Source organism: Longibaculum muris (assembly GCF_004343035.1).
Lineage (GTDB): Bacteria > Bacillota_I > Bacilli_A > Erysipelotrichales > Coprobacillaceae > Longibaculum > Longibaculum muris.
In genome coordinates, this window is the sequence record NZ_SMCQ01000012.1 from 40,083 (window position 1) to 54,106 (window position 14,024).

A 14,024-nucleotide genomic window follows, 5' to 3' on the forward strand; every position below is an offset into this window, starting at 1 on the left:
GGAACAAAAAAAGATTCCATACAAATGGAACCTTCTATTTCATCATAAACATGGTTCCCCTATTTTGGGCGCACTCGTCCCTTGTTTAGAAAACCATCAAAAAATGTTATAGTGTGACACCATGCATCATGATATAAAATTGTATTTCTTTGTTGATTGATAAACATGTGTCCCACCTCCCTATGTTTATAATACTACCATTGATAAAGTCTTGTGTAAAGTTATTTATCATTTTTAAATATATATTTTCTTATCAAGACAAAGATAATAAAACTCAAAAGCAATGAAAGAAAAGTTGGTAAATAAAACAACAAAATACTGCTCATACTTCCATCAATCAATTGATGAAGTTTGTTATAAATCAATTGATAAGTCATTGTATATTCACTCATATAAAAAATTGGTATAAAACATAATAACCATATATTTATACTAAAGAATTTTCTTTGATACTTTTGTTGATGTGTAGGTAAAGCAAATATTTCAAAGACAATTATACCTATAATTTGAATCAACATCCCTACTAATAAACAAATCGAATTTTGATAATGTTTCCACAACATATATGCACTTAACAATCCTATAAAAACAATGCATGTAGAAATAACAATCATTAAATCTATACGATTTTCCTTTGTATCATTTTCAATAGAATCTTTTAATAAATAATCTGTACTCACATGATAAATTTCACTTAACGCTAATATATTTGAAATATCAGGAACACTTTCATTTAACTCCCATTTAGAAACTGATTGTCTTGAAACATTGAGTTGATCAGCTAATTCTTGTTGAGACAATCCACTTTGTTTTCTTAACTTTAATAATTTTTCACTTAAATTCATAACCCTACCTCCTTGCATCATTATACCAAAACCCATGATGGCTTGCTACATAGTCAACTTGGCAATGGCGCCCGTAAGAGTTGCAACTATAAAAAGAAGTCTATCAAACAATATTTTATTTTCTTTTTGCAAATTATTGACATTTATTATAAAACTATTTATAATGAGGATGTAAAAGGTATTACCGATAGACGGTGTCCTAAGATTTAGGTGTTTAAAATAACCGCAATCCTTGGCTAGGGGCGGTTATTTTTTTGACTTCTTGATAATCTCAAGAAATAATACAATGATAATATTAAGAATCATTAACATAATCGTTAAGGTTTCAAAATCACTCATTATATCACCTCCCGTTTTTATATTTCTTCTTAAGAAGATATCTATTGAAACGAGATGTCTCAGTCCCTCGATCATACTGACTCAGGACACCGCCTACCGTTATGGTAATACCATAGTTATTATATCATAAAATTAGCTTTAAGCAAATATTTTATTTGAATAAAATTTGAACTTAGTCATACTTTCATGTATAATGGTGGGTGGCTAAAAAGAGGTGAAAAAATGGAAGGTTTTTGGTATGAATTAAAACATGTATGTAAACAATCTGGAGCAAGATATGGGATTTTACACACTCCTCATGGAGATGTAGAAACACCTATGTTTATGCCTGTAGGAACACTCGCAACTGTAAAAGGAATTTCTCCTGAACAATTAAAGGAAATGAACTCTCAAGTGATTCTAGCAAATACATATCACTTATGGTTACGTCCTGGTGAAGATGTTGTAAAACAGGCTGGTGGTTTACACAAATTTATGAATTATGATGGACCTATCTTAACAGATAGTGGAGGTTTCCAAGTCTTTTCACTTGGAAAGACAAGAAAGATTGAAGAAGAAGGCGTGACTTTTAAAAGTATTGTTGATGGTAAGAAATTATTCTTATCTCCTGAAAAAGCTATTCAGATTCAAAATGATTTAGGTGCTGATATTATTATGAGTTTTGATGAATGTGCACCTTATCCATGTACTCATGATTATATGAAACAAAGTGTGGAAAGAACTTTACGTTGGGCAAAACGTGGAAAAGATGCTCATCAAAGAGATGATCAAGCTTTATTTGGAATTGTTCAAGGTGGAGAATATGAAGATTTAAGAGAATTGAGTGCTAAGGAATTAGTAAAAATGGATTTCCCTGGATATTCAATTGGGGGAACAAGTGTTGGTGAACCTAAAGATGTTATGTATAAAATGATTGATGATGCCATCAAATGGTTACCAGAAGATAAACCAAGATATTTAATGGGTGTTGGAAATCCTATTGATTTAATTGAAGGAGCAATCCGAGGAATTGATATGTTTGACTGTGTTTTACCAACAAGAGTCGCAAGACATGGAGCATTAATGACTCACTCTGGTCGTATGAATATCAATAATGAAAAGTATAAATATGACTTTACTCCTGTTGATGATAAATGTCATTGTTATACTTGTCGCAATTACACACGTGCTTATTTAAGACATTTGCATAAGTGTGATGAAATTTTTGGAAAAAGTTTACTCTCTATTCATAATGTTGCGTTCTTATTACAATTAAGTGAAGATATAAGAACAGCGATTAAAGAAGATCGTTTATTAGATTTTAAAGAAGAATTCTTAAATAGTTATGGTAGAGACGTTTATGAAAGGGCGTTTTAATATGAAATTAAGTGAATTTGATTATCATTTACCTGAAGAATTAATTGCGCAAACTCCCTTACAAAAGAGAGATACTTCTCGTTTAATGGTACTAGATAGAAAGAATCAAACAATTGAAGATAAACATTTCTATGATATCTTAGATTATTTACATGAAGGAGATATCTTGGTTAGAAATAACACCAAGGTTATTCCTGCCAGACTTTATGGAACAAAAGAAGAAACAAATGGTCATGTTGAAGTCTTATTGTTAAAAGACTTAGGGAATGATGTATGGGAATGTTTAGTTGGTAATGCAAGGATAGTGAAAATGGATACTATCATTACTTTTGGAGATGGTTCTTTAAAAGCAAAATGTGTTCATATTGGTGAAGAAGGAATTCGTCATTTTCAAATGATTTATGATGGCATTTTCTATGAAATCTTAGATAAGCTTGGAACAATGCCTTTACCACCTTATATCAAAGAAAAACTAGAAGATCAAAATCGTTATCAAACAGTCTATGCCAAGATTGAAGGAAGTGCCGCTGCACCAACAGCTGGATTACACTTTACTGATGAAATCTTAGAAAAAGTCAAAGCAAAAGGGGTTAAAATATTAGATGTCACTTTACATGTTGGACTTGGTACTTTTAGACCGGTTAAAGTTGATGATGTTTTAGAACATCATATGCATAGTGAGTTTTATATGATTGATGAAGATGTTGCAAAACAATTAAATGAAGCCAAAGCGAATGGACAACGTATTATTAGTGTTGGAACAACTTCAACAAGAACACTTGAAGCAAACTTCAAAAAATATGGAGAATTTAAAGCAACTCAAGAAAGCACTGATATCTTTATTTATCCAGGATATCAATTTGAAGCTATTGATGCTTTAATTACAAATTTCCATTTACCTAAATCAACACTTGTCATGTTAGTTAGTGCTTTTGCAAGTAAAGACTTTATTATGAAGGCTTATCATCATGCTGTGGAAGAAAAATATCGTTTCTTCTCATTTGGTGATGCGATGTTTATTCAATAATGAAAATCAATTATGATTTAAAGCTTCAAGAAGAATTAAAAAAGATTGGTGATACAAAACCATCTTTATTACTTCATGTTTGTTGTGGACCTTGTTCAAGTAATGTCATTAAAGAATTGTGTGAACATTTTCAAATTACCATTTATTATTCTAATTCTAATATCTATCCTAGTGATGAATATCAAAGAAGATTTCAAGAATTGCTTCATTTTATTGAAAGATTTAATCAGGATTTTCATCAAGATATTCAAGTCATAGAAGATCCTTATAACTTTAGTGAATGGTTAAGTCATATGTATCCACTCAAAGAACTTCCTGAAGGAAGTATAAGATGTCGTTTATGTTATAGTTTAAGAATGCGTAGAACATTTGATTATGCAAAAATCCATCATTATGATTATTGGACAACTGTATTAAGTGTTTCACCACATAAGAATAGTCAATGGATTAATGAAATTGGAGATGCTTGGCAAAGTGATTCACCAAAATTTCTATATGCTGATTTTAAGAAAAACAATGGTTATTTAAAATCAACTCAAATGACCAAAGAATATGAAATGTATCGACAAAATTATTGTGGTTGTATGTTTAGTTATGAAGAAATGTTAAAGCGAGAAAGTCAAAAATAACTTTCTCGCTTTTTTTATTTTCCTAATTCTTTACTTTTATCTGTATAAGATGTATGTAACATTTCTTCTGCCAAATCACTCATTGGTTCTTGGTAGAACTCTGCATATAATTGTTTGATTTCTGGATTTTCATGACTCTTTCTTAATGTCATAGATTGGTCTCTATTATATAATCCAGCGATACGTTTTGCACGTAAAATGTCTCCTTGATATTTTGTATCTTTTGGTTGACCACCGCCACCAATACATCCACCTGGACAAGTCATCACTTCAATAAAGTGATATTGTTTATCACCGTTTTTCATTTTTTCAATAAATTCACTTGCATTCTTTGTTCCAAAGATAACCGCAATATTCACAGTCATTCCATTAATTTCTACACTTGCTTCTTTGACATCATCTAGTCCTCTAACTGGAGTATAATTCAACAAATCAGCCGGAGCATTTTGACCAGTCATAATTTCATAAGCAGTACGTAAAGCTGCTTCCATAACACCACCAGAATTACCAAAAATAACACCAGCACCACTGGCTTCGCCCATCAAAGGATCAAATGAAGAATCTTCTAATGAGGCAAAATCAATATTTTCTTCTTTTGCCCATTTTGCCAGTTCTCTTGTTGTGATGACATAATCCATATCACGCATACCTTCAATACCTAAGTATTTTCCTGCATCGCACATTTCTTCACGTCTGATTTCATATTTTTTAGCTGTACATGGTGTCACTGCAACATTTACAATCTTTGTTGGATCTAAGTTCATCTTTTTAGCAAAGTATGTTTTGACCGTTGGTCCTTGCATACCAATTGGACTCTTTGCAGTTGAAAGATTATCACGCATATCAGGATGATAGATTTCTAAATATTTCACCCAGGCTGGACAACAACTTGTAAACTGTGGTAATGGTTTTGTTTGTTTTGTTAATCTTCTAATCAATTCTGTTCCTTCTTCAAGAATTGTTAAATCAGCTGAGAAGTTAGTATCCAAAACATACTTTGCACCTAATTTTCTAAGAAGTGCCACCATTTTTCCTTCAACAAATGAGCCATCTGCCATCCCAAACTCCTCACCTAAAGCAATTCTTACTGATGGTGAAGTATTGAAAATAATAATTTTATCAGGATTTTTCATTTCTTCTTGAATCAATTGATATTCATATGTTTCATGAATACTTGAAACAGGACAAACATTAGCACATTGTCCACAGTTAATACAAACAGCTTTATCTCCTGTTTCTTCTAAAGTATATGTTCCATGAACACCAATATAATCTTGACAAATATTTTTACATTGACCACACTTAATACATTTTTCTTCATCTCTTTGAATTGATGGATTATCACATTCAATTGGTACACGTATATCCATTCCTAAATGCTTACTCATAATTATTCTCCTTTTTATTAGTAATCGTTACTATTATTATAGCATTATGTAAAATATTGTCAAATTAAAAAGAGAAACACCAATAAATGCTTCTCTAATCTCTAATTTTTTCAATAAATTCTTTTATTTTTTGTGTAGCAACTTTTAACTCATCAATACTATAAGCATAAGATACACGGACAAATCCTTCACCCGCTGATCCAAATGCTGTACCAGGTACACAAGCGACCTTTTGATCTTCTAATAGTTTTTCACAAAATTCATCAGAAGTTAGACCTGTAGATTTAATACAAGGAAAAACATAGAATGCTCCTTGTGGTTTGAATGTTTCAAGTCCCATATCATTAAATGTTTTTACTAAGAAATTTCTTCTTGCTTTATATGAATCACGCATTCTTTCTACTTCTTCTTGACAATGTCTTAATCCTTCAATAGCTCCATATTGAGCAGGTGATGGTGCAGACATAATAACATATTGATGAATTTTATTCATCGCTTTCGTTAAAATTGGATTTGCGAGAATATATCCTAAACGCCATCCCGTCATAGCAAACGCCTTAGAAAAACCACTTACAACAATCACTTGATCTTTGATTTCATCAAATGCAGCAATTGAACAAAATTCTTCTTCATAACTTAATTCAGCATAGATTTCATCTGATAAGACAATAATTCCTGATTCTTTAATAATTGGTACAATCTTAGCATAATCTTCTCTTGTCATAAATCCACCTGTTGGATTTGATGGATAGTTTAACAAGATTGCTTTTGTTCGAGGAGTAATTGCTGCTTTTAATAATTCTGGTGTTAACTTGAATTGATCTTCATGTCTTAATTGAATAGAAACTGGTATTCCACCAGCTAATTCAACTCCTGGTGTATAAGCAACATACCCAGGATCTAAAACTATCATTTCTTCACCAGGATTTAGAATTGCTCTAATCGCAATATCAATTCCCTCAGAACCACCTACGGTCACAATACAATTCTCTTTAGGATCATATGATACCCCAAAACGACGTTTATAATATTTGCATATTTCTTCTCTAAGTTCAATTAATCCTTGATTAGCAGTATAGAAAGTTCTCCCTTTTTCAATTGAATAGATAGCTGCTTCTCTAATTGACCAAGGTGTTGTAAAATCAGGTTCTCCAACTCCTAATGAAATAACATCATCCATTTGTGATGCCAAATCAAAAAACTTACGAATCCCACTTGGTTTAATTGTTTTTACACGTTCACTTAACATATCATCATAATTCATTATGGAGTCACCACCAATCTATCATTTTGACCATCTTCATCCTCAATTAAGATAACTCCATCATTTTTATATTGTTTTAATACAAAATAAGTAGATGTTCCACTAACCCCATCTAAACAAGCTAACTTACTCGCAACAAAGTGTGCAACCTCTTGCATTGTTTTTCCTTTAACAATTGCTACAAATTCAAAACTACCACTTAATAAATACATTGTATCAATTTCATCATATTTATAAATACGACTTGCAATACGATCATATCCATATTCTCTTTCAGGACTTGCATTGATTTGAATCAATGCAGTTACCATTTCTGTATTTGTTAAATCCCAATTAATAATTGTATGATACCCACAAATAACCTTCTGTCTTTCTAAATCACTTAACTTTTCAATGACATCATCTTCAGTTTCATCTAAGGCGGCCGCTAGGTCAGTAATTTTCATCCTCGCATTTCTTTGTAACAAACTTAATAATAACTTATCTTCCATAACGCTTCCTCCTTTTATATTATATTTATTGTAATACATTTTTATCCTTTAGAAAAGATTTATTTTATTTATCACAATAAACTATTCTTATAAATTATATAAAATTCATTTATCAATTATTAGTAAATACAATACGATTGTGCTAAAATAGATTTATGAAAGGGGTTTAAATTATGAAAACATTTTATGTATCAAGTTATGGAAAAAATGATGGTAAGGGTATTTATATTATGAAATTTGATGAACAGACTTTAGAAATGAAAAGAATTCAACAAATTGTAACACAAGACTACCCTTCATATATGATTATTGATGATCATGTTTTGTATGTCGCTTATAAAAATGCGAGTTCACACAGTGATGGTGGTGGATTAGGAAGTTTTTCTATCTATAATGATGAGTTGATTTTAAATAATAATTATAGTTCTAGCGGTCGTTCTTATACACATCTTTGCGTCGATGATCAACAACGCTATATATTTGCTGCTAACTATCATGTTGGAGCAACCGCTTCTTATCAGTTAGAAAACAAAACAATTACCAAAAAGATTTGTGCTGTTCACCATAAAGGTCTCGGTCCTGATTTATTAAAGCGTCAAACTGGTCCTCATGCTCATTGTGTTGGTATTACCCCAGATAAACAATTTGTTTATTCAGTCGATTTAGGAGCCGATAAAGTCGTTATGTATCGTTATAATCAAGGCATTCTTTTAGAAGATTCTGACTATACTTTAAATGTTCTTCCTGGTTCTGGACCTCGTCATATGATTTTTTCTAAAGATGGACGTTTTGCCTATCTCGTTAATGAAATTGCTAATAATATTATGGTCTTTAAATATAATGAAGGACGTTTTAATTTGATACAAGCTATTCATTGTGTTCCTAGACATTTTAAAGGTTTTTCAAGTGCTTCTGCAATTCGTTTAACATCAAGTGGTGACCATTTGTTTGTTTCAAATCGTGGACATGATAGTATTGCTATGTATCGTGTTAATAAAGAAAGTGGAAAGATTTCATTATTATATATGGTTCATACGGGTAAAGGTCCTCGTGATTTTAATATTATTGATGATCAATATTTGATTGTAGGTTGTCAAGATGATAATATTTTACAGGTTTTAACTTTTGATGAACCTAATGAAAAGTTATTATTGAGTGATTCTTCTATTGAATTACCTGCCCCTGTTTGTATTGCAGTGGAAAGATAAGAAAAAATGACAATGTTCGCATTGTCATTTTATTTTTCTCACAGGAAATTGAATCTCTGTTAACCATTCATCCGGTGTTTCTTTATTCCATATTCCATCTATATAAGTTTCTCTTTGATATCCAACAATTTCATAACCACTTTCTTCAATAAAATGTATAATTGCACTATATGCTTTAGGTAAAGTTTCATATGGTCCTTTATGTAATACACACGCTGCCATTTCCACCTCAGGTAAAACACTAAACTTTAATGTTTCTGTATCTTCTTTTAGTTCTGTAACAGCTTCACATATTTGCGCATCAATATCTGATTCACGATACTCACCATCATAATAAATTGTAAAGCAATATTCAGGAATTGCACATTCACATCCTTGTTGTTCCATTTCCATTCCCATCTTAGGCATTTTATCAAATAATTCTGGATAACCATTTAAATGCACACGCATAGATGCAATAATAACTTCCGGGATTGATTTAATAACAACATGATATTCATTTTGTAGTTCATCGCTTGTTAGATAACTTTCAATACTTGCTATTTTCTTTGTTATTTCAGCCATCTCTAACATGAGTTGACTTTTTTTCTTTTGCAATAGTTTTTCTTCTGAAGATCCTGCAATAACTTGTTTAATTTCTTCTAATGAGAACCCAATTTCTTTTAAAGCAAGAATTTGATGAAGAATGGGTAATTGATCTGAGATATAATAACGATAGCCATTGTTTTCATCTATATAATATGGTTTAAGTATCCCAATTTCATCATAGTGTCTTAATGTTTTAATGGTTACTTTATTCATTTGAGCAAAGATTCCAATTTTATATAACTTTTGTGGTTCTCTTTCACATTGATATTGATTTTCCATCATTTTCACCTCTATTCCCATTGAAATGTCTTTAATGAAATTATACACCCAATAATTGCCATCACCAATAAATATATAATAGAGTAAATCATATCCTGATGATAAATTCCTAATGAGATATCTTTTAATAAAGAAATACCTTGAGTTAATGGTAAGACTTTAGCAAGATTTTGTATGAATTGAGGAAATATCTCAAAAGGAATTGTTGCCCCTGAAAGAAATAACATTGGAAAGTAAACAAATGTACAAACTACATTTGCAACTTTTAAATTTGGACAAAGACTGGCAATAATCATTCCTAAACTATACATAGAAACAAGAATCAAACAGTAAGCTAGAATAAAATATAATATACTACCTTCCATTTGATAATGAAATATGACAATCGCACATATTGATACAAGCAGAGCTGATAAAATAGAAATAATTGCTCCAATACAAAATTGTACACATAGAATTAATTTTGGACTCATTGGTGTCACAAAGAAATGTTTTAATATCTTCTTATCTCGATAATTTGCAATTGTTAAGGGGATACCCATAAATGCTGTTGCACATATTCCTACTGTTATTAGTGATGCAAATGCACTTTGTAAAAAGGTATAATTCTCTTGAGAAATTGTTTGTTGTTCAGCAATAAGCCCAATCATTAATAAGACTCCTACTGGCATACCTATTCCAAATATTAATCCATCTGGACAACGTAAACTTAATCTTTGTTCTATTTTTAGTAATGTCATAAATCGTTTCATTGTTTTTCCTCCATTAATGTTAAATACGCTTCTTCTAAATTTTGATAAGGTCCAGATTGCATAATATCATTAACTGTTCCTTCAATAACCTTTTTCCCTTGTTTTAACAATAAAATACGATCACATAAATACTGTGCTTCTTCCATATAATGTGTTGTTAAAACAATAGTCATTCCTTTTTCTTTTAAATTCTTTAATATATTCCATACCTCACGTCTAGCAACAACATCTAACCCCGTTGTTAATTCATCTAAAAAGATGATTTCAGGTTGAGGGATTAAAGCAATAACAAGTGATAATTTTTGTTTTTCTCCACCGGATAATTGATCAACATATTGATTTTTAAAAGTATCTAATTGAAATTGGTGAAGTAACTGATGATAATCAGCTGGATTTTGATATAACGCTGCAATTTCTTCACATACCTCAATAACTTTAATGTTATCTTGATAATAACTTACCTGTAACTGAACCCCTATTCTTTCAAAAAGTATTTTTCTTTCATTTCTTGCATTTTTACCAAAAATAAGTGCATATCCACAATCTGGTTGATTTAAACCTAAAATACTTTCAATTGTGGTTGTTTTTCCTGCTCCATTATGACCTAAAATACCATAAACCTCTCCAACATTGACATCAAATGAAAGTTGATCAACAACTTTTCTAGCCTCAAATATCTTTGTTAAATCTTTAACTTCTATACATTTATCCATGTTCTTTTCCTCCTAAATATAGCTTAAATGCTCCTGTAAGAGGACAGTCAAGAAAAAAGTGAAAAGTTTTTTATTCAACTTTTCACTTACTATAAAACCTATTTATTTCATATTCCAGCAATGATTTAATGGTCCACTACCATGACCTAAATCTAGATTATCCTTTAAAGCTCCAGTAATATATTCCTTTGCTTTTTTTACACTTGTGACTATATCATATCCTAATGCCAAATGACTAGCAATTGCACTCGATAAAGTACATCCACTACCATGGGTATTAGGATTATCAATGTGTTCACATTCTAACCATATCACTTCATCTGCATGATATAATAAATCATCTGCACATTCTTCAAAATGACCACCTTTAATTAATATATATCCTAGATACCATTCACTTATTTCTTTTGCTGCTTTGAGCATATCAGCTTTGTTTTGAATAGGATGATTAACAAGAACTTCGGCTTCTGGAATATTGGGTGTAATGATACTAGATAAAGGGATTAATTCTTGTTTTAAAGCTGTTAAAGCACTATCTTCTAATAAACGTGAGCCACTTGTTGATACCATGACTGGATCAACAACAATATTTTTAGCATCATATTTCTTTAATTGTTCTACAATTTTATGTATTAATTGAGTTTCAGATACCATTCCTATTTTAATCGCATCGGGATATATATCTTCAAAGACACAGGCAAACTGTTCTTCTAAGAATTGTGGAGTAACATTCATAATATCTTTAACACCTAGTGTATTTTGAGCAACTAATGCTGTTATAATACTCATTCCATAAACTTTATGTGCTGTGAATGTCTTTAAATCTGCTTGAGCTCCTGCTCCACCCGTTGGGTCTGTTCCTGCAATTGTTAATACTGTTTTCATCTTATACCTCCATCTCATCAAATGATATATAATTTTGATTGGCAATTTGACAGATTTTTAACCAATCGTTATCATTATTTTTATCATATATAGCTTTTACATATAAACCAGCTTGTTTAGCTGATTGAATTGCATACAATGCATCTTCCACAACAATACATTCATTAATTTTATAACCAATACCATCAATTAAATGTAAATAACTTTCAGGTTGATTTTTTGTATAACCATAATCATCACAAGAATAAATAGCTTGAAAATATTGATCAATCTTTAATCTTTTTAAGGCTAACTTCGCTAATAATAAATCACTTGCGGTAAAAATATACATTTTTATATGTTGTTTTAAACATTTTTCTAAAAATGTTTGAACACCTGGCTTAAGTAAAATATGGTACATATATTGGTCTTTTATTTGAGTACATACTCCTTCTTTAATTTCATCAATATTCTGCTTTAAACCAAAATGAACTTTCATATAATGAGCTGCTTCTTCAATTGTCATATTTGAAACCTGCTCATCTAAATCATTGCTGCCTTGTACATTGATCGTCTTTAGATACTTATTTCCAATATTATCCCAAGCATTCAAAGAATCTAATAAAGTTCCATCTAAATCAAATATATATACTTTTTTCATAACAAAAGTTCCTTTGTCCTTTCTTTAAGTTGCTTTGTTGCTTCGATAATATCTTCGGCAGCCATAATAGCACTCACAACTGCTATTCCATCAATACCACTACCTTTTAATTGTAGTAGATTTTCTTGATTTATTCCTCCAATCGCAACAATTGGAATATCAACATGTTGACAAATGTCTTGAAGTGTAGCCAAATCCACCTCAATTGCATCATCTTTTGTTCCGGTAGGAAAAACAGCTCCGACACCTAAATAATCAGCACCTGCATTTTGAGCTGTTATTGCCTGTTCAACAGTTTGAACAGAAACGCCTAATACTTTATCTGATCCAATCAACTTTCTTACATCCTGTGCCTGCATATCACTTTGACCAACATGAATCCCATCAGCATCTACTTCTAACATGACTTCAACATTATCATTAATGATTAAAGGAATTTGATTTTGATTACATAATTCTTTCAATTCCTTTGCTTCTTGAACAAACAATTGATGATTTAAATGTTTTTCTCTTAATTGAACACATGTTACACCACCATTTATTGCTGCCTCAACATCTTCATATAAACTATGAGCTTTTAACCAATGTCGATCAGTAACCAAATAAAGCTGCATTGCTTTTTTTATTTTATCTTTCTTCAATTTTTATTCCTCCATTTAATTTTTCAGCTGTCATAGTACTTAAAGCATCAATAAGATAAACTCTTAAACTTCCTGTTCCTGCATCTTGTTGTTGCACTTTTTGTTGGGCCAACTCTCCACTATACCCCATCAAAGCAACTGCACAACTCACGGTATCAAACATAGAATCTTGATTCACTGCTACATAGGCTCCTAATATGGCACTTAACATACATCCAGTTCCAGTAATACGTGACATGTTAGGACAACCATTTCTTATAATAGTGGCATGGTTGGCATCAGCAATTATATCAATTGCTCCCGTAATGGCGATAATAGCACCTGTCCTTTGACTTAATTCTCTAGCAAAATCAATTGTTTCATCAAGATTTTCTTCATTAACAATATCGTTGATATCAGCATCAACACCCTTGGTTGTTCCAATACCTTGATAAACTGTTTTTATCTCAGAAATATTTCCTCGTATCACACTGAATTGTATTTTATTTAATAACCGAAATGTTGTCTCACTGCGAAATGAACTTGCTCCTGCTCCTACCGGATCTAAAATAACCGGATGATTCAAAGCATTGGCCTTCTGTCCTGCTTTTATCATAGCTTCTACAGTTCTTTCATTTAAAGTTCCAATATTAATCACTAAGGCTTGGCATATAGATGTAATATCTTCCACTTCTTTAATTTCATCAGCCATAATTGGACTTCCATGAACTGCTAATATAGCATTGGCACAATCATTCATTGTTACTGAATTGGTTATACAATGTACTAAAGGTTTTTGAATCTTTACATTATTCATTATTTTTTCAAACATATTATTCCTCCATCAACAAAAAAGTGATATGCCACGTATGGTATATCACTTCACAAAATCTAAGTTCCTATCCCTACGTTGGCATTACCCAAATCAGGTGCGGTCGAAGTTCACAACTTCCTCTCAGCCTATATATAAGCTCCCGTTCTTGATATATTTATTATAATC

General features: G+C 31.1%; 15 protein-coding genes and 1 riboswitch. Of the genes, 4 read left to right on the top strand and 11 right to left on the bottom strand.

Going from position 1 to position 14,024, the window contains the following annotated elements:
• Window positions 1-221 precede the first annotated feature (221 nt).
• Window positions 222-845, bottom strand: coding sequence for a helix-turn-helix domain-containing protein (locus EDD60_RS09055; protein WP_082787388.1), 624 nt, complete (start codon window positions 843-845; stop codon window positions 222-224).
• A gap of 561 nt (window positions 846-1,406) precedes the next feature.
• Here EDD60_RS09055 and tgt point away from each other — a divergent pair.
• From tgt to EDD60_RS09070, 3 genes are read left to right on the top strand one after another with little or no spacing between them, the layout of a single operon-like run.
• Window positions 1,407-2,540: a tRNA guanosine(34) transglycosylase Tgt gene (gene tgt / locus EDD60_RS09060; protein WP_132226378.1), complete on the top strand. Its 1,134-nt coding sequence runs from the start codon at window positions 1,407-1,409 to the stop codon at window positions 2,538-2,540.
• Between the two features lies 1 nt (window position 2,541).
• Window positions 2,542-3,567, top strand: coding sequence for a tRNA preQ1(34) S-adenosylmethionine ribosyltransferase-isomerase QueA (gene queA / locus EDD60_RS09065; RefSeq protein WP_066447731.1), 1,026 nt, complete (start codon window positions 2,542-2,544; stop codon window positions 3,565-3,567).
• A complete protein-coding gene (locus tag EDD60_RS09070; RefSeq protein WP_066447694.1) occupies window positions 3,567-4,196 on the top strand; it encodes an epoxyqueuosine reductase QueH in 630 nt (209 codons plus the stop codon). The genes queA and EDD60_RS09070 overlap by 1 nt, the downstream gene beginning before the upstream one ends.
• Before the next feature lie 14 nt (window positions 4,197-4,210).
• Here EDD60_RS09070 and EDD60_RS09075 read toward each other — a convergent pair whose 3' ends face one another.
• The 3 genes from EDD60_RS09075 to EDD60_RS09085 all read right to left on the bottom strand — a co-directional run bounded on the left by EDD60_RS09075 (window position 4,211) and on the right by EDD60_RS09085 (window position 7,339).
• Window positions 4,211-5,584, bottom strand: a complete 1,374-nt coding sequence (locus tag EDD60_RS09075; RefSeq protein ID WP_066447698.1) for a [FeFe] hydrogenase, group A — start codon at window positions 5,582-5,584, stop codon at window positions 4,211-4,213.
• Window positions 5,585-5,678: 94 nt separating this feature from the next.
• Window positions 5,679-6,848, bottom strand: a complete 1,170-nt coding sequence (locus tag EDD60_RS09080; RefSeq protein WP_066447700.1) for an aminotransferase class I/II-fold pyridoxal phosphate-dependent enzyme — start codon at window positions 6,846-6,848, stop codon at window positions 5,679-5,681.
• On the bottom strand, window positions 6,848-7,339 hold the full coding sequence (locus EDD60_RS09085) for an Lrp/AsnC family transcriptional regulator (protein ID WP_066447703.1): 492 nt from the start codon (window positions 7,337-7,339) through the stop codon (window positions 6,848-6,850). Before EDD60_RS09085 ends, EDD60_RS09080 begins: the two co-directional genes overlap by 1 nt.
• 173 nt (window positions 7,340-7,512) lie before the next feature.
• Between EDD60_RS09085 and EDD60_RS09090 the strand changes: the two genes are divergently transcribed.
• Window positions 7,513-8,547, top strand: a complete 1,035-nt coding sequence (locus EDD60_RS09090) for a lactonase family protein (protein ID WP_132226379.1) — start codon at window positions 7,513-7,515, stop codon at window positions 8,545-8,547.
• 24 nt (window positions 8,548-8,571) lie between these two features.
• Here the strand turns inward: EDD60_RS09090 and EDD60_RS09095 are convergent, their stop codons facing one another.
• From EDD60_RS09095 to thiM, 7 genes are all read right to left on the bottom strand, one after another.
• Window positions 8,572-9,414, bottom strand: coding sequence for a MerR family transcriptional regulator (locus EDD60_RS09095; RefSeq protein WP_132226380.1), 843 nt, complete (start codon window positions 9,412-9,414; stop codon window positions 8,572-8,574).
• Between the two features lie 11 nt (window positions 9,415-9,425).
• Window positions 9,426-10,166 carry an ABC transporter permease gene (locus tag EDD60_RS09100; protein ID WP_066447717.1) on the bottom strand — a complete coding sequence of 247 codons (741 nt, stop codon included), beginning with the start codon at window positions 10,164-10,166 and terminating at the stop codon, window positions 9,426-9,428.
• On the bottom strand, window positions 10,163-10,879 hold the full coding sequence (locus EDD60_RS09105) for an ABC transporter ATP-binding protein (protein WP_066447719.1): 717 nt from the start codon (window positions 10,877-10,879) through the stop codon (window positions 10,163-10,165). Before EDD60_RS09105 ends, EDD60_RS09100 begins: the two co-directional genes overlap by 4 nt.
• Window positions 10,880-10,981: 102 nt before the next feature.
• Entirely contained in the window at window positions 10,982-11,764 is a 783-nt protein-coding gene (gene thiD, locus EDD60_RS09110; protein WP_066447722.1) for a bifunctional hydroxymethylpyrimidine kinase/phosphomethylpyrimidine kinase, read from the bottom strand.
• Window position 11,765: 1 nt separating this feature from the next.
• On the bottom strand, window positions 11,766-12,404 hold the full coding sequence (locus EDD60_RS09115) for an HAD family hydrolase (protein WP_066447724.1): 639 nt from the start codon (window positions 12,402-12,404) through the stop codon (window positions 11,766-11,768).
• Window positions 12,401-13,045, bottom strand: a complete 645-nt coding sequence (gene thiE / locus EDD60_RS09120) for a thiamine phosphate synthase (protein WP_066447726.1) — start codon at window positions 13,043-13,045, stop codon at window positions 12,401-12,403. The genes EDD60_RS09115 and thiE overlap by 4 nt, the downstream gene beginning before the upstream one ends.
• Window positions 13,032-13,856 (bottom strand): hydroxyethylthiazole kinase, encoded by an 825-nt coding sequence (gene thiM, locus EDD60_RS09125; protein WP_066447729.1) that lies wholly within the window; start codon window positions 13,854-13,856, stop codon window positions 13,032-13,034. The genes thiE and thiM overlap by 14 nt, the downstream gene beginning before the upstream one ends.
• A gap of 53 nt (window positions 13,857-13,909) precedes the next feature.
• A riboswitch (TPP riboswitch) is annotated at window positions 13,910-14,012 on the bottom strand.
• Window positions 14,013-14,024 lie beyond the last annotated feature (12 nt).